Here is a 21,736-nt window from a genome sequence, read left to right on the forward strand (position 1 = left end):
CTGTAACGATCATTTAGCGGCGCGGAGCCTTCGTTTGCTCGAAATTTTGGTGGCCATTGCGCCGATTTTTCTCCTTATCGTGCTTGGCCATATTCTGCGCAGGGGCGACATCCCCAGCCTTGAGTTCTGGAGTCTGAACGACCGATTGGTCTATTGGGTGCTCCTTCCATCTCTATTGTTTCAGAAGACCTCTACCAACGAATTTTCGCCAGATCTTATCGGCTCGTATGCCGTTGTGATCCTTGGATCGTTTGCGGTCGTGTTTGTTTGCGCGCTGCTGGTTTTGCGCGTGATGACGATTTCCCCGGCGGCGGGGACTTCGTTTCTGCAAGGCGCTGTTCGCCACAACATGTTCATCGCCTTGGCGGTCGCTGGATCGCTCTACGGTCCGACAGGGCTTGCGCTGGCGACGCTCATTCCGGCCCTTCTCATTCCGGTCACGAATATAGCGATCGTGACGGCCATGGTCGCCATGCTGCACGACGGTGAGGAAAAGGGCTTAACGCGGCATATTCTGCGGGACCTCGTACGGAACCCGTTGATCATCGCGATCGGATTAGGCGTCCTGACGAATATGCTGACCGACGGGCCTGTCCCGGTGTTGAATGAGGCCGCAACGCTTCTGGGGAATGCGTCGCTGCCCGTGATGCTACTTTGCGTAGGCGCCAATATTCGTGTGCGCGGCTTGGAGACGGCCGTCGTCCCGATGTTGATATCTTGCGTTATAAAACTCGTCATATTCCCCGCTGCGATCCTGGTGCTCGCTATTCTCATGGGCCTTTCCGAGATGGAGACCGTCGTCGCGCTTCTTTTCGGCGTGGTGCCCACATCTGCTTCGTCTTACACATTCGCGAAGCAGATGGGTGGAGACGCGCCACTCATGGCGGCGATCGTGACACTGCAGACCGTCTTTGCTTTCCTCACTATGCCTCTAACCCTCACGCTGGCCCGGCAATTTATGTAGTCCGCAAAGTGCCACAAGGTCTTGCCTGAGTGCTCACAAAGGCTATTGAGATAGCGCATAAGCGTACATCAGCAGACTGGCCGCCACGCCGTCAGCCAAAATCCATGACATGCGGGCAGATATCGTTTGTCTTGTCCGCCAACGAGACAACGTCATGCAAAAGGAAAAAGAGCACGTCGCCCTGATATCGGTGCTGGCAAGCGGCGGTTTGGCGATCGTCAAGTTTGTGATCGGCTTCATGACGGGCAGTATCGGTCTGATCTCGGAGGGCGTTCATTCTTCCTCGGATTTTGTCGCGACCCTGATCACTTGGTGGGCCGTCCGCGTCAGCCACAAACCCGCCGATGACGACCATCACTTCGGCCACGGCAAAATGGAAAGCATGGCGGCGCTATTCCAGGTCGTTTTGCTTTTTGGCGCTGCCGGATGGATCGCTTATGAAGCGATCAAGCGGCTTCTCGGTGAATCCCACGTCATTGAAGGCGCTTGGATGGCTATCGCCGTTCTGGTCGGCTCCATCATTGTCGACTTCTGGCGCGTACGGGCTCTCCGTAAAGTCGCTAAAGCCACGGGTAGTCCGGCACTCGAAGCGGACGCGCTGCATTTCCTTTCGGATATGCTGTCTTCCGGCGTCGTGCTAATCGGCATGATTTTCGTCGCGTTCGGGCAAATGTCGGCTGATGCGGTTGCAGCTCTCATTGTGGCCTGTTTCATTATTTTTGCGGCGTTTAAGCTGGGGCGTCAGACTTTTGACACGCTGGTTGACACGGCGCCTGAAGGGGCTAGCCGCGCCATTGCCGCGCACGTTGAAAGGATCCCTGAAGTTCTGGCTGTTGAGCGAACCCGTGTACGTAGCGCAGGCGCGACGCTCTTTGTTGAACTCGCTGTCGCCGTCAGCCGGTCACTTCCCCTTGACCATGTCTCGGCGCTAAACGCTCAGATCGTCGAAACGGTCCAGAATGAATTTCCCAACGCCGAGGTGATCGTCGTTGCAGAGCCGCGCGCGGTCGACGATGAAGCCATTGAAACGCACCTGCGCGTGATTGCCGCGAATCTCGGCGCCGCCATCCATCGCCTGACGATCCAACGGGTGGCCGGACGGCTTTCGATCAGCGTCGACATCGAGGTTCAAGCCGATCTCAGCGTCGACCAAGCTCACGATGCCGCCAGCGAACTCGAAGCCGCCATCCGCAAAGAACTCGGCGATGACATCGAAATCGATACGCACATCGAGCCCATGGCAGCGAACTGGCTGTCCGGCAAAGAAATCCCGGACGAGCGCTATCGCACGCTGAAAGACTCGCTCATTGCTTCAGCCGATGAAGGCGGCGTCGTGCGGGACGTGCACAACGTGCGTATTCGCTCGACCGAGCTTGGCCTTATCATGAACTTCCACTGCCGGTTGCCGCCGGACATGCTGGTGAGCGATGCCCATACGGCTGTCGATGAAGTGGAGCGGCGTGTACGTTCGCTCCATCCCGATGTTGTACGGGTTATCGGGCATGCCGAACCGCAGCGTGCGATTTAGGCATGCCCGTTGCCCGGAGACGGCAGGCAGCGGCCGGCTTATTTCTTCTTCATCGAGGCGATGTAGTCGGAAATTCGGGTTTTGAGCCCCGGCTCCATGACCGAGCGGGCTAATTCGGCGAGATCAGAATCCCGGCGATCGTCGTTCGTCAGTTGCAGGACGCGTTCCAGTCGCGACGCACTCAGAATGGATGCGGCTTCCGTTGCTTCTGTCACCAGTTGCGGCCAGTTATCCTGTTCCGCAATTCCCGTTAGGAAGCCGATGCGCAGAGCTTCGTTAGCTTCCAAGATCTTGGACTTCGACAGCACATCACGGGCATTGTCCCGGCCGATGACTTCGGCCAATCGCCGCGTGCCCAACACGACACCAAAACGCAAGCCCGGCATGCGGAAGCGCGCGCCTGGCGCAGCGATACGATGCGTGCACGAGGCGACCAAATCGGCGGCTGCGCCGAAGCAGGGTCCGTGCACAAGAGCCATCGTCACGAACGGAGCATTGTGCACTGCCTGGAGAAGTGCCTCAACACGCAAGAAGCGCAGAGCGAGATCGCCCTCTGTCTGTTCTTCCAGGCCAGTAAAGTCGAAACCTCCCGAAAAGCCCTTACCCGCGCCACGGAACACGACGAGACGCGTTCCGTCGCCCCGGCAGACTTCAAGCGCAGAGAGAAGTTCTTCGACAATACCGCTATCGAGCGAGTTGAGCTTGGCTGGCCGTGACAACGTCAGCGTTGTCGTTGTTCCGTCCTTGCTAACCTCGACGCTGTTCGCGTCGAGCCGTTCATCTATGGTCATAGACAGGTCTTAGCTTTCCTGTTGCGTTTCGGAGTTTCCGAGCTTCAACGACCGGTTCCACCCTGCGCCACGACGCGTGCAGGCGAGCTGAGCCACTCCTCGAATACCTCTTCGGTGTGAGCACCGAGTTGTGGAGGCTCACGGGAGATCTCAAACTCGTATCCCGTCATCTTCACCGGATAAGCCGTTGTGCACGTCTGAACGCCATTCGGCAACCGCAACTCATGTATCAGTCCCATTTCACGGACATGCGGATCAGCCAGGATCTCCCGATAGGTGTTGATAGGCGCCGACGGGACCCCGCGGCGATCCATCTCCTCGAGCCACTCGCTCGCAGACTTTTGGGAAAACGGAGTATTTAGGATTTCCGCCAACGCCTCCTGATTTTGGGCGCGGTCAAGCTGAGTTTTGAAGCGTGCATCTTCGGTCAGCTCGGGCAAACCGACAGCTTCGGCAACTTGCTTCCAAAGCTCATTGTTACCGGCGGCGATCACGAAATAATCGTCGCTGGCGCGATAGGCTTGGTAAGGCGCGTTGCGCGGATGCGCGGAGCCCAGGCGCCGCCCGTCACGACCGGTGCCGAAAAACTCACTGGTCTGGAGCGCTGCAACGCCGACGAGCGAGCCCAGCATCGAGCAATCAATGTAGGCCCCTTCACCCGTTTCGCGGGCACGCATCAAGGCCGCGAGGATCGTATAAGCCCCGTACAGACCAGCGCAGAAGTCGCCGACCGGCACGCCGCATTTTACAGGCGGGCGTCCCTCTTCTCCTGTCACGCTCATCAGGCCGCTCATAGCTTGCACCGTCACGTCGAAAGCACCGCGCTGCGCATATGGGCCGGTTTGCCCGAAACCCGATATGGAGCAATAGACGAGACGAGGGTTGAGGCGACTGGCCTCATCATAGCCGAGCCCGAGCCGACGCAACACGCCAGCGCGGAAGTTCTCGATGATCACATCGCTGGCAGCCATCAATTCCTTGAGGTGCGCGATGCTCGGCTTGTCCTTCAGGTCGACGGCGATAGAACGCTTGTTGCGATTAAGCGAAGCGAAGTTCTCGCTGTAGACCTCGCCATCCGGGCTCGGCGTCAATGGCGGCCAACCGCGCATGCCGTCGCCCCCGACGGGATTTTCCACCTTAACGACGTCAGCTCCAAGGTCGGCTAACAGCGAGCCCGTAAACGGGCCCGCTGCGATTTGACCGAACTCAAGAACCTTCACTCCGGCGAGTGGCCCGTTGGGCCCTCTGCTCTTAGCCATTTCTTGTTGTCCCCTTGCCGAAGCAATCTTATTCCGCGGCTTCGGCTGGGCGACCGGCCGTCTCCTCGCGATGCATATCGGCGAAGATCTTACGTGCGCGACGCAGGGCAAGATCCGGCTTGAGGAAGACTTCAGAATAGCCCTCGTCAGGGTATTCAAACATCTTCTGTTGCTCAGCAACCGCCCAGAGATCCTCTGCCGCCACATCGGGGAACATTTCAGAGGCGCGGCGCGCGGTCGATTTGGAAGGATCACCCTTGGACATATGATGTGCGGGGCAATTGATGATGATGCGCCACACGTGGTTACGCTCATCAATCGGGGTGTGCGTATGGATCAGCACGTACCCACGCTCAACACCCTCGACGTTCATCTCCCCGGGGTATTCCTGGTCGCCTTCACGCGGTGCGAGCTCGCCTGGAGGGGCGTTGCGCATAACCACGCGCGTAACACCAGGATTCATAAGGCAGTGCGTGTGGTGCCGGTCAACGACATCGTAGTGGAACCAATCTACAAGGTAGGGCGGCTGGGCGTAGTCGTTGGTCTTGCGAATGGTCATTACATACTTGTTGCCGTCAACTTCGCCCTCTTCCAACTCGATCGGAATACGGCTGTTGGCGATATCACCGATGTTGCCATCGTGCAGCGGATAGAAGTGCGTGATATCGAGCAGGTTCTCGATCAGAAGCAGATAGTTCGAGTCGACGGTCATGGGGCCGACGCAGATCGATTCCCATTTGTCATCGCCAACCTCAGGCACGCGAGGCGGCTTGCGTGTTTCAGACTTATCGGGATCACCCGGCCAGATCCAAACTAAGCCATCCTGCTCTATCACAGGAAACGCGCGGACTACGGCTTGCGGGGAGATAGGCCCGGTGGGGTGAGACGGGATCATCACGCACTTGCCGGACGTGTCATAGCGCAGACCGTGATAGGCGCACTCGAGCGTGCCATCTTCCATCAAGCGGCCCTTGGACAGCGGAAAGCGTTTATGAGAGCAGCGATCGTCATAGGCAACGACATCGCCATCCTTCGTTCGCCACATCACGATCGGACGTTTGGCGATCGTGTGCCCCGTCAGCTTCTCTTTGGGAAAGTCAGACGAGAGCCCGGCAACATACCAGCAGTCTCGCACAAAAATCTGTTCGGTCATTTCGTTTCCTCGCTCGTGTTTATTGTTTTGTTCTGGGGTAACTTGCAGCTCCGGGCCTCGGTTAGAGATCCAATTCAAGCACGCCGCCCTTGGCTCGCGCGCAGCAGACCATCACGTAGCTCTTGCGCTCTTTGTCGCTCAGAACGGTGTCGCGATGCTCAGGATTACCGGAGAGGTAACGTGTAATGCAGGTGCCGCAGTATCCATCCTCGCAGTCGGTATCGACGACGCAACCGGCGTCCTTCAGGACTTCGGAAATTGAGCGATCGGAAGGAACCGGCAACGTTTGCCCCGTGCTCTTGATCTTGACCTCGAAGGGCACATTCTCCGACTGATCGTATTCAATGCCGGCTGAAGCGAAGTATTCGCGGTGGACGGCATGGGGTGGCCACGCTTCCGTGCATTCGCCACAGGCGTTCATGAACCCCTGGGGACCACAGAAATAAAGGTGCGTTCCAATCTCGTAGTTGGAGAGAAGAGCTCTGATGTCGAGCCCATTCTGAGGCATCCCGCCATCGTGATGGATCGTGACCTTGCCAGCCTCGACGTAAGGCGCGAGCTGCTTGAGAAACGCTGTCCGCTCGGGACTGCGGGTTGCGTAGTGCATCGACCACCGCGCGCCCTTGGCCTCCAGTTCCGCTATCATGGCCATCATTGGCGTTACGCCGATGCCACCTGCCAACAACAGGTGCGCGCGTGCCTCCCGGCCAGCCAAAGGAAAGTGATTGCGCGGATTGCTGACCACCAACGAGTCGCCCTCGCTGATTGCCTCATGCATCAACTTCGAGCCGCCGCGGCCGTTTTCTTCCTTCAGGACTGCGATGACGTACCGGTGCCGTTCCGCCGGATCGTTGCAAAGTGAATAGGAACGAATGGTTCCATCCTTCAAATGCACTTCGACGTGTGCGCCGGCCGTAAACGGAGCCAACGGCGTCTCATCAGAAGCGACGAATTCAAAGGTCTTTATGCCTTCTGCAACGTCTTCGATTTTAGCGACACGTACCGTACGCTTTTCCTTGCGCCGTGCCAGATCGTCATCCGTTGACGTCTCATTCATCTCGTTTTCAAACCTGTCCGTCTCTTCAAGCATGTCCACCCTCCGGCGTGATAAGCCGTGTTGCTTTCATGCTCATGCTCGCCCATCCCATCAATCGACGCAAACGATATTAAAAGAACGAATATCATCAATTTTTTTGATCATCATGACACCAAAACGCCGTAAAATAAGGGCCGGCGCCCTGCACGCCATGCTTTGCAGGGCACCGGCATCAGTAGCTCGTTAGGCGGGCCAGCTGAAATTCAGTGAACGTGCGTGGAGGAAATCTCCTTCCGCAACGGTGGTGTAAGCTTTCTGCTCGCCACGGAACTTGTTCATGCTGGCAAAGATCTTCTTCGCCAACGCATCCCGTTCCGTGATCTCGTTTAGAACCTCAGCAGACGTTTCGCCGAGTTTCGTGATCTGCTCGTCGTTGAGCCTCCGGATCTCGACGCCGTGCTTGTTCACAAACTGATCAAGGATGGGCCCAGAGCGCGCCTGGAATTCACTCAACATGACAACATTCGCAGAGAATGCACATTGCTGAACGATCGCTTTGAGATCGTCTTCGAGCGAATCCCACTGCTTCTTATTGACGAAGAGTTCGAGCACTGTTCCCGGCTCGTGCCAGCCCGGGGTGTAGTAGTACTTCGCGTGGCGCCAGAAGCCCAAGGATGCTTCACCGTAAGGGTTGTTCCACTCGACCCAGTCGATCGCACCAGAGGCCAGCGCGGTCGTTACTTCGTTGGCCGGCAAGTTAACAACGGTGGCACCGAGACGCTTCATCACCTCGCCACCGAGACCCGGCATACGCACCTTCAGACCTTTAATGTCGTCGAGCGTATTGACCTCTTTGCGGCTCCAGCCCGGATGCTGCACGCCGGTGTTACCGCAGGGAAAGAACTTGCAGCCAAACGCATCGGCATAAAGTTCATCGCACAGCTTTTCACCGCCGCCGAAGTGATACCAGGCATTGTATTCCTGAGCGGTCAGACCGAAGGGGAAGTTACTGACAATTTCAGCCGCGGGTGCTTTGCCCTTCCAATAATAAGGGCACCCATGGCCCATCTCGACGGTACCCGTCTTCACCGCGTCGATGGATTCAAATGCCGGTACGATTTCGCCGGCAGCGAAGAGCTCAACGGACAAACGTCCGCCGGTGCACTTGGTCACCTGATCCGCAAAGTACTGCGCTCCTGTGCCGAGCCCTGGCAGGTTCTTTTGCCAAGTCGTCACCATCCGCCATTTACGCTTGTTTTGGGCAATTGCTGGCTTGGGGAAAGTCGCAGCGGCTGCCGCAGCCGTTGTCGCTGCAGCAGACACCATGAATGTCCTGCGATGCATGGGTATTTCCTCCGACAATCATTTTTATCGGGAGCCCCGCTTACTTTACGACACCCCCTTTTTTGCAGGAACCGACGCTCGCTGCCGCTGCGTCGCGGAGCGTTCGACGATCCCATGCGAACACTATCGGAGACGAAACGCATCACTACAATCGATTATTTTCAATCTAGACTCTCCATTAAATCTGATAGGATAAAATTGAAACGTCGGGGGTGTTCCATGAAAATCAGTCGATACACACCCAATCATTTCAGCGAAGATCGGGGAGGCTGAACGCATGGCGCGCGTGGGCGAATTAGACGGGTCGGCATTGCCGGCCGACCTTCAAACGCTTTGGAAAACGTTCTCAACCCCTCCGCGCGACTTCACGAACCAAGTCCGCGTGCTTGCCCACTCACCGGATGCGTTTCGGCATCTCTATGGATTGATCGAGGCCTTACGATCATCGCCAAGCCTCTCGCCACGACTGATTGAAATCGCTGTGGTTACGACGAGCCGCGTCAACGCTTGCCCTTATTGCGTCGGACATCACGGAGCCGCCTTGGCTGCGCACGGGCTAGAGCCTGAAACCATCGAAAACATTTTGGAGCCCGATGTACCCGGCCTCAGCGAGAAGGAACGCCTCGTACGGGATTATGCGCGGCTTGTGTCCGAACGAGCCTGGGGCATCAGGGACAGCGTATTTGAGGATCTCTCCAAGCATTTCGACGAGCGGGAGATTGTCGAACTCACCGTGCGCATCGGTTTGTGCACATTGTTCAACAAGTTCAATCAGGCACTGCAAATCGACGCCGAGACAAGTCTCATGACAATGCTCTCTGGCTCTGGATTGGAGGCTGGCGAAGGTATGCCGACATCGCCCGCGCGTACGAACGACAAAACATCGCGCGAGGAAGCCCAATGAATTTCAAGCAATTGGAAACGTATTATTGGGCCGCCAAACTGGGTAGCTTCTGCTCGGCGGCTCAGCGGCTCAATGCAACGCAATCTACTGTCTCCATGCGCATCATAGAGCTTGAGCGCGATTTGGGCGTCGAACTTTTCGACCGAAGTCAACGCACAGCGCGCCCGACGGCCAAGGGTCGCGAGCTAATGGCCTACGCAGAACAGGCGATGCGGCTTTCGGTTGAAATTCAGCAAACCATTGGGGCAGAAGACGCCGCGACCGGCATCTTGCGTATCGGTGTCGTTGAGATGATTTCGGTCACGTGGCTTCCCGCGCTTATGAAGCTCATCCATGAGCGGTTTCCATCCATCACCGTGGAGCTGGACGAAGCGCTCACCCATAATCTTATTGAGCGATTGAATCAGGGCTCACTTGATCTCATCCTGATTCCCGGTCGTGTTCCCGGCTATAGCACGACGCCGGTGCCGCTCGGATACGTCGATTTCGCGTGGGTCGCCAGTCCGTCTCTTGGCGTGCCGGATTCAGTTCTCACACCCAAGCTTATGCAGGAATATCCGATCATCGCTTTATCGCGAGAGTCGTATCACTACACCTCAATTGAAGATTGGTTTCGCTCGGGTGACGCTTATTGCCGCCGCGTAGATACGTGCAAAAGCTTCGGCGTCGCTGCCTCGCTGGCAGCAGCTGGCCTCGGCTTAACGCTGCTCCCGCCTCGCTGCCATCAGGACACGATCGATGCAGGACGATTGAAGATCCTCGAAACCGATCCGGCGGTTCCTCGCGTGGAATTCACCGCAACGACGGCTATCGGCAGCATTCAACCAGTCGCGCGGAAAATTGCGCGACTGGCCGCTGCGGTGAGTAACTTTTCCGATGTGCCGCCGGCCAAATCCGGCCGGCGGGAAAAACGTTCATCCTTACCCGCGTCTTAGCCCAAAAGGACTGACGGCAGCCAGGTCGCAATTTCGGGGAAGGTCCAGATGATGGCCAGCATCAGGATCTGTATTGCGATAAACGGCATCACACCCCGATAGATCGTCGTGGTCTTGATCGACGATGGTGTCACGCCTCTGATATAGAACAGCGCCCAACCAAATGGTGGTGTCAGGAAGCTCGTCTGCAGGTTGATACCCATCATCACGCCGAGCCAAACAGGGCTGATATCGGCCATGAAAAGCGCTGGTGCTACGATGGGCACAACGATGAAAACGATCTCGATAAAGTCGAGCACAAAGCCCATCACGAACATAACAAGCATGACAATGAGCATGGCGGTGAAGAACCCGCCCGGTAGGCCCGTCAGAAACTCATGAACCAAATGATCGCCGCCAAAGCCGCGGAACGTCAGCGAAAAGATCGACGCGCCGATCAAGATCGCAAACACCATTGCGGAAATACGTGCCGTTGAACTTGCGACCTCACGCAATACGCTGATCTTAAGTTGCCCGCGAAGGAAAGCCAACAGAGTTGCCCCCACGCCACCGAATGACGCTGCTTCTGTTGGCGTGGCCAGACCTCCCAGGATGGACCCGAGCACTGCCAGGATAAGGAAGATCGGTGGCACGAGAGCCTTTGCGATCTTGAGGATCAGCTCCGTCCGCCCGACATCCTTGCGATAATATGCCGGGCTCGTCTCAGGGTTAAAGATAGCCATGTAGACGAGATAGAGGATGTATAGGCTGCTCAGCATTAGCCCTGGGATCAGGGCACCCGCGAACAGATCGATGACACTGAACGGTTCGACGATGAAATTGCCCTTTGCGAGCTGCGATTCCGCATATACGCCAGATAGCGAGTCAGCCAGCACGACCAAGGCAATCGACGGGGGGATGATCTGACCCAGCGTGCCCGAGGCACAGACCGTTCCGCAGGCCAGCTTGGGATCGTAACCTGCCTTCAACATCGCAGGCAGGCTCAATAGCCCCATGGTGACAACTGTTGCTCCGACAATGCCCGTCGAGGCCGCCAGCAACATGCCGACGATGGTTACGGATATGCCTAGGCCACCGCGCAACGAGCCGAAGCATTGGCCCATCGTTTCCAGGAGTTCATCAGCAATCCGCGAGCGTTCGAGCATCACGCCCATGAACACAAACAACGGTACAGCAACAAGAACCTCGTTGCTCATCACGCCGTAGAGGCGACCAGGGATTGCGTTGAAAAAGAACAAATCGAACACGCCCATCGAAGCCCCGATGAACGCAAACACAACCGATACTCCCGCCAACGTAAAGGCGACGGGAAAGCCGAGCATCATGGCGGCGCAAACTGCGACGAGAAGCAGAATGCTCATAAGTTCGTTTGTCGGCATCTTATTCCCCCGAATGAGCTGCAGCTGAGCCTTGAGGCGCGGCGTTAAAATCCGGACTCCATTCTTCGGCGCCACGGAGCACCAAGATGCTTCTCAGCAATAACGCTAAGCCTTGAAGACCAACGAGGACGACGAAGGCAAGGATGCAGCTCTTAAGCAGGAACAGGCCGGCTAATCCGCCAGCCTCCTGAGAGCCTTCAAGCCGGCTCCAGGACAGCTCGACATAAGGGTAGGAGACCCACCAGATCAAAATGAGTGTCGGAAACAGGAATGCGAGCGTTCCGAAACCGTTGATCAGGGCTTTTGTTTTTGGGCTCGCGGCGCCGTAAAAGACGTCAATGCGGACGTGCCCGTCGTGGAGAAGCGTGTAACCCGATGCCAGAAGGAAGATGATGGCGTGGGTCCACAAGTAAACTTCCTGCAGCCAAACCCAGCCCAGACTGAACCCATATCGCAGCACAGCGACTAGGCACGTGTTGAAGACTAGTAATATGCTGAGCCACGAGATGACGCGACCAACGCGTTCGTTAAACCACTCTATGGCGGTTACCGCCGCAGCAAGACCTTCCATGTCCCCCCGAAACCCAAAGCGCTTCCACCCTAACCGGCTTTTTCAAGCTCTATAATTTTAGTGCGCATCATGTTGCCACCTGGATCAAAGCCCAGCGTTTTCAGCACAGACGCACGTCCCAATCCAGCCCCGAAATGGAAACCGAATTCAGTTTGGGTCGACAGTCGCAAAGACGACCCATCAACTCAAACGAATTTATTGAATAAGGATTCAACAGGAATTCTGTATTGGTGAGCGTCCCGCGCTTTAGAGTCATGAAGGCTTACGCGACCTCGTACCAGCTGCTCATACCGCCGGCTTGATGCTCAAGCATATGGCAGTGAAGCATCCAGCGTCCCGGATTATGCGCCAGGAAGGCGACCGTTACCTCTTCACCGCGCTCCATCAAAATCGTATCGCGCCAATAGGGTAGAGGCGTTCGCCGCGCGTGCGCGACCTCCTTTACGTGATGGCCATGGAAGTGCATCGCGTGCGGCCAAGCCGTACGATTGACAATGCGTACTTTTACCGTTTTCCCAAGCGGTATCTGCATCAACGGCGATTGGGGCATTCCAACAATTCCGTTGAATGCCCAAATTTTATGATGCTCGCGGACCAGCTCGCGCGCACCATAGCGCTTACCTTTGTACTCGGCGGCTTCAAACGCCGACATCGCACCGCCGGTCATCTCAAGATCTACGTTGATGGCACGATCGAGGTCCAATGCGACCGGCATCGGGTTTTGGGGCAGTAAAGGAATGTCGGTCAGGATATTCGGCCGTTCGCGCTTTTCCTTATGATAGACAAAACGGCCAATACGCAACTTCTCCCGACCGGTATCGGCCAGGATCGAAGTCTGCGCCCCGACGTCCTGGTCGCAATCCAAAATAAGATCTGCGCGTTGTGCAGGGGCTAGGCGTACGAGGTTATTGCCCGGCGCAAACGGACGATCTAATGGCTGCCCATCGAGCGCGATCACCATCGGGACATGTCCCTCGAACGTAATCCCGATAATGCGTGCGTTGGCAGCATTGATGAGCCGTAGGCGCAGGCGCTGCCCAGCGCGTACCGGGATATCCTGTTCGCCGCGCCCGTTGAGCGTCAGGACGTTGCCCAGTCGTCCCGCATGCGAAATGTCGTGCATGCTTCCAAGGGACGCCTCGTCGATGTGACCGTTGTCCCCGAGGCGCCAGTCATCGATCATCAGGACCAGATCTTGATCACAGGGCGGTGGCTGCTGCTCTTCAACGATGAATGGGCCATAAAGACCGCGTGCCAACTGCTCCCAGGTCCGGTTATGCGGATGATACCAATAGGTGCCGGCATCAGGTGGCGAGAAGCGGTACGCGAAAGTTTCGCCCGGAGTGACCGGGGTTTGCGTGAGCCCTGCAACGCCGTCCATGCTGTTATCGATCCGAATGCCGTGCCAGTGGATTGTCGTCGGCTGAGGCAGCGAATTGACGAGATCAATGGCGACTGGTTTGCCCTGCGCAACGCGCAATTCAGGCCCAGGCACATGGCCCTCGTAGCCCCAGATCGGCGTGCGCGGCGCATCTGTCTCCAACAGTTCGGCTTCACCCAGCTTAGCGGTTAATCGCCGTACCTGTTCATTTGTGGAAGGCTGTTGCGCTTTCAGCGACCCCGCCAAGACTGTCGCAGCGGCAAAAGCCGAGGCACCCCCAGTGAATTGTCGTCGCGTGATCGTGAAGCGCATCATCCCTCCGCGCACTGCGGGTGCCGCCAGCTCTTGCCAATATAACGTTATTCTGCAGTTTAGCCGAATTTCGCGGTCAGGTATTGAGGCGTCACTCCAGACTTTGCATTGCGAGTTCGAAGGTGGCATCAAGCGGCTTGTAAATCCGGCTCTGCCCGCACATTCAGTCAGTGCCTTGCCACAGGATCCCCTAGATGAAGTTGTTTTTCAGCCCTACCTCGCCATACGCTCGCAAAGTGCTCGTGGTTGCACATGAGAAGGGGCTCGTGGATGCGTTCGAACTTGTGGAGGTCAATCCCTGGAAGGACCCGGAGGACCTGCTTGCGGTGTCGCCATTCTGCAAGGTTCCCACACTTGCGACGAAAGAAGATGGCGTCATCACTGAGAGCACGACCATATGCGAATATCTGGACAACATTAGTGCCGCGCCTTCGCTCGTTCAGCCGAACAGGCTGGAAGTCCTTACGCGCGCAGGAATAGCCCAAGGGCTGAAGGATGCCACAGTGGCATCGGTTCTGGAAGGGCGCCGTCCCGTTGAGTTCCAGTGGCATTCCTGGCTTGAAAGGCAGCGTAACGCTATCACCCGCGCCTTGCCCAGGGTACCAACTCCGCCGTCCGGCCGCTTCGACCTGGGCGATATTGGCTTGGCCTGCGCGCTCGCCTATTTGGACTTGCGGCTGAAGGAGCTCGATTGGCGTAGCCTCCAGCCTGGTTTGGGGCCCTGGCTGGAAGAGGTTAGCACGCGTCCTTCGATGCTGGCGACGAAGGTTTAAGCACTTAGATCTTGAGCTGAAGCTTGCGCAGTTTCGAGTAGAGCGTTTGCGGATTTATCTGGAGACGCTCGGCAGCGCCACCTGCGCCCGACACCCGCCCTTGGCTCGCCATAAGGGCACGTTCCAGATTGCTTCTTTCAAGCTCATCCAATTCCTGCGCCGTCAGTATCCGATCTTCATCGACAGATGTCGCTGCCTTGGCGGGCGCGCGCACCTCTTTCGGCGTATCTGTTCTTCCCGGAAGGTTGAGCTGCAATTTGCCCCGCGTCGACAAAATCGCGGCCCGCTCCATGACGTTCTGGAGTTCACGCGCATTGCCCGGCCAATTGTAGCGTTGCAAGGCCTCCATGTCGGCGCGGGTCATACGTGGCTCAGATATATTCATTCGCCGGCAACTGACGCTCAGGAAGTTTTGAGCCAGCGTTGCTATATCTTCCGGCCGCTTCCGTAGCGGCTGGCACTCTATGGGAAACACATTGAGACGGAAGAACAGATCTTCGCGGAAGCGCCCCGCCAACACCTCCTTCTCAAGATCACGGTTCGTCGCGGCGATAATGCGAACATCGACGCCGCGCGTGTGCTCCTCACCTACCCGTTCGAAATAGCCCTCCTGCAGCACGCGCAGGAGCTTCGACTGGAGGTCGATCGGGATCTCGCCCACTTCGTCGAGAAAGAGGGTTCCGCCATCGGCCAGTTCGAAGCGACCGACGCGGTCACGCAATGCGCCGGAGAACGCGCCTTTAACGTGCCCGAAGAATTCACTTTCAAACAGTTCACGTGGAATTGCCGCGCAGTTCACACGAATTAACGGACGGTTCTTCCGTGCTGACGCCTTATGAATCGCGACCGCGACCAGCTCCTTGCCCGTTCCGCTCTCCCCAGTGATCAGAACGTTGGCGTCCGTCGGCGCAACGACGTCGATCTGGCGAATGATGCGCATCGTACCAGCCGACGTCCCCAGAATTTCGTGGTGGTTCGAATGCGTGAGAATTTCTTCCTGCAGGTAGGCGTTTTCCTTTTCCAGCCGCTCACGCAGGGCAGCGTTCTCATCAAGCGCCTTCATGAGCTTATCTTCATTGCTCTTGCGTTCGGATATATCGCGAAAGATCACGACAGCGCCGATGGAGCGGCCATCCTGCATGAGCGGCGTCGACGTGTATTCGATCCACAGGGGCTTGCCGTCCTTGCGCCAGAACACCTCGTCATCGACGCAGGTCACGACGCATTCCCTGAACGCATTGTAGATTGGGCAGCATTCCACCGGGTAATGCGAGCCATCCGCATGCTTGGAGTGAACGACGTCGTGGATCTTGCGGCCGATCAGCTCCTCCGCAGTCCATCCCAACATTCTTTCAGCCGCCGGATTTACGAAGGTCGTAATGCCGTTGTCGTCAACACCATAGATGCCCTCACCCGCGGCGGACAGAATGAGCTGATTGCGCTGCTCGATTTCGCGAAAGATGCGCTCGGCTTTGCGCCACTCTTCCAGACCACGACGAATTGTGACGTTGGCTTCGTTGTCCACCGCACGCCGCTGCATGGCATCGAGATCATGAATTTTGAGGATCAGCACGGCGCCCCTGCCTGTTCCGCAGGCCACAAACTCGTGCTCCACCGACTTCGGCGCATCCTCTGCTGCCTTTGCGACGAGGTCTCGCGAAATCGTATGGCCCTTTACCATCGCCGCTTCCGAGGCCACGTGCAGCTCGCCGAAGGAGTCCGGGTAAAGGTCGCTTACTCTCGTCGTCAGGAGTTCAGCGCGTGTCAGCCCAAAAAAGCGGCAGGCAGCCTCGTTGGCACGCAGAACTGCATTCTCCAACGGGAAGATGATTAATTGTGCCTGGGGTGATGCTTCAAACCCCGTAAGAAGCAGCCGCGCCGCGGGATCGTCAGCCAAACCCGGAGAAGCTTCCGCTCCGAGGATATCGGTTGGGATTACATTCATGACAAAGCCCCCTGCCGAAGAGCATAAAACTCGATTTCTATTTTTTAAATTCATAATTCGATTTTGAAAACTGATAATTTATGAATTTAGATAATACCCATCCGCACCCTGCGGCCTCCACCCATCATGCTGATTTTAAATGTAATTTTTCTCATATCGAGTTTTGGCACACGTCTTGCTGAGAGGTTAACCAGTTTCGGAGGTCGGATCCCCGACGAACAGCAACGATGGAGTGTCGTCCATGACAACAAAGAGCCTAGGCAATCCCTACGATCCAAACCTGGATCTACGTCACGGCAAAGGTTGTAGTTGTTCTGAATGTGGGACCTCCGGTCATCATCATGACAGTGCCGCCAACGCGAGCACTCCTCAAAACAACGAAGAAGCTCTTGAGCGCGCCATCGAAAGCGCTGTCGTCCGCTCCGTCTTCGGTCACAACGAACTATCACGCCGATCCTTCGCCGGCCTGCTCGGCGGTTCCGCTCTCGCAGCTGCGATCGCAGCCGTGTTTCCCATGGACGCTGCGAAGGCTGCCATTCTCGATGAACTTGGCAAACCGGAAAAGGCGAAACTCAAGGTCGGCTTTGTTCCCATCACCTGTGCGACGCCGATCATCATGGCTAAACCACTTGGGTTCTATGAGAAGTATGGCCTCGATGTTGATGTGATCAAGACGGCGGGCTGGGCCGTTGCCAGAGACAAGTCTCTCAACGGCGAATACGACGCCTCTCACATGCTGACGCCTATGCCGCTCGCCATCACCATGGGTGCGGGTTCCACAGCGACGCCTTTCATCATGCCTGCTGTCGAGAACATCAACGGGCAGGCGATCGTCCTGCACAACGATCACAAAGACAAGAACGACCCCAAACAATGGAAGGGCTTCAAGTTTGGTGTTCCGTTCGAGTACTCGATGCACAACTTCCTGCTGCGCTACTACGTGGCCGAAGCAGGCCTCGATCCCGACAAGGATATTCAGATCCGTGTCGTTCCGCCGCCCGAAATGGTGGCCAACCTGCGCGCCGGCAACCTCGACGGCTACCTCTCGCCCGACCCGTTCAATCAGCGCGCGGTTTGGGAAAAAGTTGGCTTCATCCATATTCTCACGAAGGAAATCTGGGACGGACATCCTTGCTGCGCTTTCGCTTGTTCGCAGGAATTCGCGACGAAGCTACCCAACACCTACGGCAACCTGTTGAAGGCCCTGGTCGACGCTACGCAGTACGCCAGCAACAAGGATAATCGCAAAGAAATTTCGACTGCGATCGCTCCCGCGAACTATCTCAATCAGCCCGTGCCCGTCATCGAGCAGGTCATGACCGGCCGCTACGCTGACGGTCTCGGCAATGTCAAAAACGTCCCCGATCGCATCGATTTCGATCCGTTCCCGTGGCACTCCATGGGCGTGTGGATCCTCACCCAGATGAAGCGTTGGGGCTATATCGAAGGCGATGTCGACTACAAGAAGATCGCAGAGCAGGTCTATCTGACGGCCGACTGCGGCAAGCTCATGAAGGATCTCGGGATGCCTGTGCCCGACAAGACCTACGAGAGCTACACGATCATGGGCAAGACGTTCGATCCTGAAAAGCCGGAAGAGTATGTCGCCAGCTTCCCGATCAAGCGCGGGGTCTGATGCCATGGCGATCGCAGACAACTTAAAGGCCGTGCTGCTTTCCGTTCTGATGCTCGTCGCTACGCTCGGCATTTGGGAACTTGCGACGCCGAACTCACAATCTTCGGGAGAGCTTTCCGAATACGAACTTATGACCGGTGGCGGGGGGCAGCAGGCGCGCGTCCCTCCGCCTTCGGCGGTGATCGAGAAAGCTGTCTCCGAACTGTCGAAGCCGTTTTACGACAACGGCCCAAACGACAAAGGCATTGGTATCCAGATTGGGTATTCACTCTACCGCGTGCTGACCGGCTACTTCCTGGCGGCACTCGTGGCAATCCCGATCGGGTTTCTGATCGGCATGTCGCCCCTGATGTACAAGGCGCTCGATCCATTCATCCAAGTGCTGCGGCCTATCTCACCCTTGGCTTGGATGCCTCTCGCCCTGTTCATCATTCAGGACAGCCAGGCCTCAGCCATTTTCGTAATCTTCATCTGTTCGATCTGGCCGATGCTCATCAATACAGCGTTCGGCGTGGCGGGTGTGCGCAAGGACTGGGTGAACGTCGCGCGGACACATCAGCTTTCACCTCTCAAGACCGCCTTTCTCGTCATTTTGCCGGCGGCAGCTCCGACGATCGTGACCGGCATGCGGATTTCAATCGGCATCGCTTGGCTCGTCATCGTCGCGGCGGAGATGCTCGTGGGCGGTACAGGCATTGGCTACTACGTCTGGAATGAGTGGAACAACCTCGACCTGACGAGCGTGATCTTTTCGATCCTGATGATCGGGGTCGTAGGCATGCTCTTAGACGCCGCCTTCGGGCAACTTCAGAAGGCCGTGCGGTTCCAAGAATAAATCGGCCGGACGAACGAAAAGGATAAGCTTCATGAGCAGGTCATTCATAGAAGTCTCCCAACTCGCCAAACGTTTTCCGGGCCCCAAAGACGGCCAGCCCCTAACGGTTTTCGAGAACGCAGACTTCACTATCGAGCGCGGCGAGTTTGTCTGCATCATCGGCCACTCCGGCTGCGGCAAGTCCACGATCATGAACATCCTCGCCGGGCTCGATGAGCCCACCGAGGGCGGCATCATCATGGATGGCAAGGAGATTTCCGGACCGAGCCTGGAACGCGGCGTCGTGTTTCAGAACTATTCACTCCTGCCGTGGCTTTCAGCACTTAAGAACGTCATGTTCGGCGTTCGTGCACGGTATCCTCAGTGGACACGCGCACAGGTCTACGAGCATTCGCAAAAGTTTTTGGGGCTCGTGGGGCTGACTGGGGGAGCCGAGCACCGCAAACCGGCTCAGCTCTCCGGCGGCATGCGGCAGCGTGTTTCGATTGCGCGAGCGTTTGCTATCCAGCCGAAACTGTTGCTGCTTGACGAACCGTTCGGTGCGCTCGATGCGCTTACGCGCGGCACGATCCAAGACGAGTTGACCCGCATCTGGTCCAGCTCCGAGCAAACCGTCTTCATGATCACGCACGACGTCGATGAAGCCATCCTTCTCGCCGACCGTATTCTTCTCATGACCAACGGGCCCTACGCGCGCATCGCCGAAAGCGTGGTGGTTGATATTCCGCGGCCGCGGCAACGCGGAGAGATCATTCATGATCCCGGTTACTACAAGATCCGCAACCACCTCGTGGATTTCCTGACCAATCGGTCCAAGAAGCTCTCGGGCTCACAGTCCGATGGTTCAACGAATAGCCCGATCACTGTCCGGCCCGCTTTGGATGAGGTCCAGTCCGACGGCCGCCCTACTTCGCCGCGCCCGCTGGTGTCGGTCGCGGTTTAAGCGCTCCCCAAGATCAACAACCGTCGAGGAAAACGACAATGAATAAAGCCGAAGTCACCGAAATGATTCTGGCGAAGAAGAAGCAGACTGGCATCACCTGGGCCAGCATGGCTGAAGCGATCGGCATGTCCGAAGTGTTCACGACTTCCGCGTGCCTTGGCATGAACTCTATGCCGCGTGACAAAGCCGATAAACTCGCCACCCATCTCGGCCTTCCGCAAGAGGCTGGTCCCGTCCTCGCGGAATTTCCGACGAAGATGTTCGAGCAGTCCATTCCGACAGATCCGTGCATTTATCGTCTGTACGAAATCGTCGGCGTCTACGGTCAGACACTTAAAGAACTCATCCAGGAGAAAGGTGGCGACGGGATCATGAGCGCCATCGACTTTGAGATGTATGTCGAGAAAATCCCTGATCCGAAGGGTGACCGCATCGAGATCAAGATGAGCGGCAAATTCCTGCCCTACAAGAATTGGTAAGTTCCTAATCACGTTAGAAACGAGGGGAGCGGGTTCTGTCTCGCTCTCTTTTTTTGCCTAATTGCCTTTGATGCTCACTTTCTATCGCCCTGATTTAGGATGCTCGTCATGCGACCTCCCTTGCCTCCCTTCACCGCTGAAACCGCGGCTCAAAAAGTCCGAATGGCCGAAGATGCGTGGAACACGCGAGACCCCGAGAAAGTCTCGCTCGCCTACACGCCAGACACCGTTTGGCGCAATCGTGCTGAATTCCTCAAAGGACGCGAAGCCGTTCAGGCGTTCCTGACGCGCAAGTGGGCCCGCGAACTCGAATACCGGCTGATCAAGGAGCTCTGGGCGTTCGACGGAAACCGGATTGCTGTGCGCTTCGCATATGAGTGGCGTGACGATTCAGGGCAGTGGTACCGCGCTTATGGCAACGAGAATTGGGAGTTTAGTGACGACGGCCTGATGGCGCGCCGCATCGCGAGCATCAACGATCTCCCGATCGCTGAAAGCGAGCGCAAATATCACTGGCCACAGGGCCGCCGGCCAGACGATCATCCGAGTCTCAGCGATCTCGGCCTTTAATCCTTTAATTAAGTAAGCGCTCCGCGGCAGATGCCTCCTGCTGCCGCGGTTCCGGCCGCTTATCGCAGAGGGCGGCGATAGGTTTCCACGCGGGCAAGCCAGCCACGCTGCCATCTCTTGTCGGGTGGGTTGTTGGAGATCCGGCGCTTCAAAGCAAAGCGGGCGGCATCTGCAAATTCAGCGAGCACCTGCTTAGGATCTTCCGACGTCCCATTCATTGCAAGGAGGACGTCTTTCAAACCCCAGCCTTCGGGTTCACCGGTGCGCCGATTGGGAAACGTCTCTTTATCGCTGATGCCTTCGCCCTTGAAATTTATGTAGTCGATCAGCGGGTAGAGATCCTGTGAAACTCCGACAAGCCTATAGAACTGACGGCGCACGTGAAGGCGGTCGTCCGCATTCGGCAGGCTGTCCAAAATCTTCGGGAGCGCTGCCTTCGTACGCTGCGCAAGATACTGGACTTGTAGATCCACGGTCTCCAGGAGGAACCTGCGCAGGCTCGTCATTTTCGGCGAGTAGAACTCGCGGCGGAATTCCTGCTGCGTCTTCCAAGGACAGGGTGGCACAGGCGAAACGTCCAGCCACGCCGGCGGCTTCGCGCCACGGCTGCGCAAGAACTCCAGCATCGCTGGAAAACTCTCCCTGAACCGCGTATCAAGCCCCTCGGAAAACCAGATGAAATGACCGATGCCGAGAGAGGCAAAATCCTCGGTCGTGTTCCAGGCGGTGATCGCCTCACGATCCCCACCGGTTTCATTCAGCCAAACCTTCTGGCCGACCTTTTCCGCCAGATCCTGCGAAATCTCGATTGATCGCATGGGCGCCGCCACCAGCTTTGGCTCTTCGACGAGAACTGGAGGCGTCTCCGTAGCAAACGCCGGAGACGTCAATACCAGAATTATACCGGAAGCAACAAAGGGGTTCAGTCGCAGCACGTTTTGTCCTTCGTGTTCCCCGTGCTCGTTAGGCCAACGCTCGATCATGCTGAAATGCATGGT

Annotated in this window: 20 protein-coding genes; 10 read left to right on the top strand and 10 right to left on the bottom strand. The window is 57.0% G+C overall.

What is annotated here, in order from left to right; translation table 11 throughout:
- Nucleotides 1–34: 34 nt before the first annotated feature.
- Nucleotides 35–964 carry an AEC family transporter gene (locus K5845_RS11325; RefSeq protein WP_046478260.1) on the top strand — a complete coding sequence of 310 codons (930 nt, stop codon included), beginning with the start codon at nt 35–37 and terminating at the stop codon, nt 962–964.
- 154 nt (nt 965–1,118) lie between these two features.
- Nucleotides 1,119–2,492, top strand: a complete 1,374-nt coding sequence (locus K5845_RS11330) for a cation-efflux pump (RefSeq protein ID WP_287959012.1) — start codon at nt 1,119–1,121, stop codon at nt 2,490–2,492.
- Between the two features lie 38 nt (nt 2,493–2,530).
- Here K5845_RS11330 and K5845_RS11335 read toward each other — a convergent pair whose 3' ends face one another.
- The 5 genes from K5845_RS11335 to K5845_RS11355 form a co-directional block, all read right to left on the bottom strand.
- Nucleotides 2,531–3,283 (bottom strand): enoyl-CoA hydratase/isomerase family protein, encoded by a 753-nt coding sequence (locus tag K5845_RS11335; RefSeq protein ID WP_287959013.1) that lies wholly within the window; start codon nt 3,281–3,283, stop codon nt 2,531–2,533.
- 44 nt (nt 3,284–3,327) lie between these two features.
- The gene (locus tag K5845_RS11340) at nt 3,328–4,542 is read right to left on the bottom strand and encodes a CaiB/BaiF CoA transferase family protein (protein ID WP_287959014.1); all 1,215 of its coding nucleotides are present in this window, start codon (nt 4,540–4,542) and stop codon (nt 3,328–3,330) included.
- A 28-nt stretch (nt 4,543–4,570) separates the two neighbouring features.
- A complete protein-coding gene (locus tag K5845_RS11345; RefSeq protein ID WP_046478258.1) occupies nt 4,571–5,695 on the bottom strand; it encodes a Rieske 2Fe-2S domain-containing protein in 1,125 nt (374 codons plus the stop codon).
- Nucleotides 5,696–5,756: 61 nt separating this feature from the next.
- Nucleotides 5,757–6,785, bottom strand: a complete 1,029-nt coding sequence (locus K5845_RS11350) for a PDR/VanB family oxidoreductase (protein ID WP_287959015.1) — start codon at nt 6,783–6,785, stop codon at nt 5,757–5,759.
- Nucleotides 6,786–6,974: 189 nt separating this feature from the next.
- Complete coding sequence (locus K5845_RS11355; protein ID WP_046478257.1) at nt 6,975–8,075, bottom strand: TRAP transporter substrate-binding protein; 1,101 nt, start codon at nt 8,073–8,075, stop codon at nt 6,975–6,977.
- Between the two features lie 277 nt (nt 8,076–8,352).
- On the opposite strand from K5845_RS11355, the gene K5845_RS11360 reads away from it, so the two are divergent.
- Both K5845_RS11360 and K5845_RS11365 read left to right on the top strand, forming a co-directional pair.
- Nucleotides 8,353–8,979, top strand: coding sequence for a carboxymuconolactone decarboxylase family protein (locus tag K5845_RS11360; protein ID WP_052743852.1), 627 nt, complete (start codon nt 8,353–8,355; stop codon nt 8,977–8,979).
- A complete protein-coding gene (locus K5845_RS11365) occupies nt 8,976–9,914 on the top strand; it encodes a LysR family transcriptional regulator (protein ID WP_287959016.1) in 939 nt (312 codons plus the stop codon). The genes K5845_RS11360 and K5845_RS11365 overlap by 4 nt, the downstream gene beginning before the upstream one ends.
- Here K5845_RS11365 and K5845_RS11370 read toward each other — a convergent pair.
- From K5845_RS11370 to K5845_RS11380, 3 genes are all read right to left on the bottom strand, one after another.
- Nucleotides 9,911–11,293, bottom strand: a complete 1,383-nt coding sequence (locus K5845_RS11370; RefSeq protein WP_046478255.1) for a TRAP transporter large permease — start codon at nt 11,291–11,293, stop codon at nt 9,911–9,913. The genes K5845_RS11365 and K5845_RS11370 overlap by 4 nt on opposite strands.
- Nucleotide 11,294: 1 nt before the next feature.
- Nucleotides 11,295–11,864: a TRAP transporter small permease subunit gene (locus K5845_RS11375; RefSeq protein ID WP_046478254.1), complete on the bottom strand. Its 570-nt coding sequence runs from the start codon at nt 11,862–11,864 to the stop codon at nt 11,295–11,297.
- Between the two features lie 262 nt (nt 11,865–12,126).
- Nucleotides 12,127–13,560, bottom strand: a complete 1,434-nt coding sequence (locus K5845_RS11380) for a multicopper oxidase family protein (RefSeq protein ID WP_170832377.1) — start codon at nt 13,558–13,560, stop codon at nt 12,127–12,129.
- A 191-nt stretch (nt 13,561–13,751) separates the two neighbouring features.
- On the opposite strand from K5845_RS11380, the gene K5845_RS11385 reads away from it, so the two are divergent.
- The gene (locus K5845_RS11385; protein WP_287959017.1) at nt 13,752–14,330 is read left to right on the top strand and encodes a glutathione S-transferase; all 579 of its coding nucleotides are present in this window, start codon (nt 13,752–13,754) and stop codon (nt 14,328–14,330) included.
- Nucleotides 14,331–14,334: 4 nt separating this feature from the next.
- Here K5845_RS11385 and K5845_RS11390 read toward each other — a convergent pair whose 3' ends face one another.
- The gene (locus K5845_RS11390) at nt 14,335–16,275 is read right to left on the bottom strand and encodes a sigma 54-interacting transcriptional regulator (RefSeq protein ID WP_287959018.1); all 1,941 of its coding nucleotides are present in this window, start codon (nt 16,273–16,275) and stop codon (nt 14,335–14,337) included.
- 241 nt (nt 16,276–16,516) lie between these two features.
- Between K5845_RS11390 and K5845_RS11395 the strand changes: the two genes are divergently transcribed.
- The 5 genes from K5845_RS11395 (at nt 16,517) to K5845_RS11415 (ending at nt 20,738) form a co-directional block, all read left to right on the top strand.
- Nucleotides 16,517–17,911: a CmpA/NrtA family ABC transporter substrate-binding protein gene (locus tag K5845_RS11395; protein WP_046478251.1), complete on the top strand. Its 1,395-nt coding sequence runs from the start codon at nt 16,517–16,519 to the stop codon at nt 17,909–17,911.
- Nucleotides 17,912–17,915: 4 nt separating this feature from the next.
- The gene (ntrB, locus tag K5845_RS11400) at nt 17,916–18,746 is read left to right on the top strand and encodes a nitrate ABC transporter permease (protein WP_046480251.1); all 831 of its coding nucleotides are present in this window, start codon (nt 17,916–17,918) and stop codon (nt 18,744–18,746) included.
- 31 nt (nt 18,747–18,777) lie between these two features.
- The gene (locus tag K5845_RS11405; RefSeq protein ID WP_287959019.1) at nt 18,778–19,689 is read left to right on the top strand and encodes an ABC transporter ATP-binding protein; all 912 of its coding nucleotides are present in this window, start codon (nt 18,778–18,780) and stop codon (nt 19,687–19,689) included.
- A gap of 38 nt (nt 19,690–19,727) precedes the next feature.
- The gene (gene cynS, locus K5845_RS11410) at nt 19,728–20,168 is read left to right on the top strand and encodes a cyanase (RefSeq protein WP_090225827.1); all 441 of its coding nucleotides are present in this window, start codon (nt 19,728–19,730) and stop codon (nt 20,166–20,168) included.
- Nucleotides 20,169–20,267: 99 nt separating this feature from the next.
- Nucleotides 20,268–20,738, top strand: a complete 471-nt coding sequence (locus K5845_RS11415) for a nuclear transport factor 2 family protein (protein ID WP_287959020.1) — start codon at nt 20,268–20,270, stop codon at nt 20,736–20,738.
- 59 nt (nt 20,739–20,797) lie between these two features.
- Here K5845_RS11415 and K5845_RS11420 read toward each other — a convergent pair whose 3' ends face one another.
- A complete protein-coding gene (locus tag K5845_RS11420; RefSeq protein WP_152024984.1) occupies nt 20,798–21,673 on the bottom strand; it encodes a hypothetical protein in 876 nt (291 codons plus the stop codon).
- Nucleotides 21,674–21,736: the final 63 nt, after the last annotated feature.

The organism is Filomicrobium sp., from assembly GCF_025698805.1.
GTDB lineage: Bacteria > Pseudomonadota > Alphaproteobacteria > Rhizobiales > Hyphomicrobiaceae > Filomicrobium > Filomicrobium insigne.

Bases quoted from the DNA above. Each gene is read 5' to 3' on its own strand.
- K5845_RS11330 (WP_287959012.1), top strand. From the start codon at position 1,119: ATGCAAAAGGAAAAAGAGCACGTCGCCCTGATATCGGTGCTGGCAAGC.
- K5845_RS11335 (WP_287959013.1), bottom strand. From the start codon at position 3,283: ATGACCATAGATGAACGGCTCGACGCGAACAGCGTCGAGGTTAGCAAG.
- K5845_RS11340 (WP_287959014.1), bottom strand. From the start codon at position 4,542: ATGGCTAAGAGCAGAGGGCCCAACGGGCCACTCGCCGGAGTGAAGGTT.
- K5845_RS11345 (WP_046478258.1), bottom strand. From the start codon at position 5,695: ATGACCGAACAGATTTTTGTGCGAGACTGCTGGTATGTTGCCGGGCTC.
- K5845_RS11350 (WP_287959015.1), bottom strand. From the start codon at position 6,785: ATGCTTGAAGAGACGGACAGGTTTGAAAACGAGATGAATGAGACGTCA.
- K5845_RS11355 (WP_046478257.1), bottom strand. From the start codon at position 8,075: ATGCATCGCAGGACATTCATGGTGTCTGCTGCAGCGACAACGGCTGCG.
- K5845_RS11360 (WP_052743852.1), top strand. From the start codon at position 8,353: ATGGCGCGCGTGGGCGAATTAGACGGGTCGGCATTGCCGGCCGACCTT.
- K5845_RS11365 (WP_287959016.1), top strand. From the start codon at position 8,976: ATGAATTTCAAGCAATTGGAAACGTATTATTGGGCCGCCAAACTGGGT.
- K5845_RS11370 (WP_046478255.1), bottom strand. From the start codon at position 11,293: ATGCCGACAAACGAACTTATGAGCATTCTGCTTCTCGTCGCAGTTTGC.
- K5845_RS11375 (WP_046478254.1), bottom strand. From the start codon at position 11,864: ATGGAAGGTCTTGCTGCGGCGGTAACCGCCATAGAGTGGTTTAACGAA.
- K5845_RS11380 (WP_170832377.1), bottom strand. From the start codon at position 13,560: ATGATGCGCTTCACGATCACGCGACGACAATTCACTGGGGGTGCCTCG.
- K5845_RS11385 (WP_287959017.1), top strand. From the start codon at position 13,752: ATGAAGTTGTTTTTCAGCCCTACCTCGCCATACGCTCGCAAAGTGCTC.
- K5845_RS11390 (WP_287959018.1), bottom strand. From the start codon at position 16,275: ATGAATGTAATCCCAACCGATATCCTCGGAGCGGAAGCTTCTCCGGGT.
- K5845_RS11395 (WP_046478251.1), top strand. From the start codon at position 16,517: ATGACAACAAAGAGCCTAGGCAATCCCTACGATCCAAACCTGGATCTA.
- ntrB (WP_046480251.1), top strand. From the start codon at position 17,916: ATGGCGATCGCAGACAACTTAAAGGCCGTGCTGCTTTCCGTTCTGATG.
- K5845_RS11405 (WP_287959019.1), top strand. From the start codon at position 18,778: ATGAGCAGGTCATTCATAGAAGTCTCCCAACTCGCCAAACGTTTTCCG.
- cynS (WP_090225827.1), top strand. From the start codon at position 19,728: ATGAATAAAGCCGAAGTCACCGAAATGATTCTGGCGAAGAAGAAGCAG.
- K5845_RS11415 (WP_287959020.1), top strand. From the start codon at position 20,268: ATGCTCGTCATGCGACCTCCCTTGCCTCCCTTCACCGCTGAAACCGCG.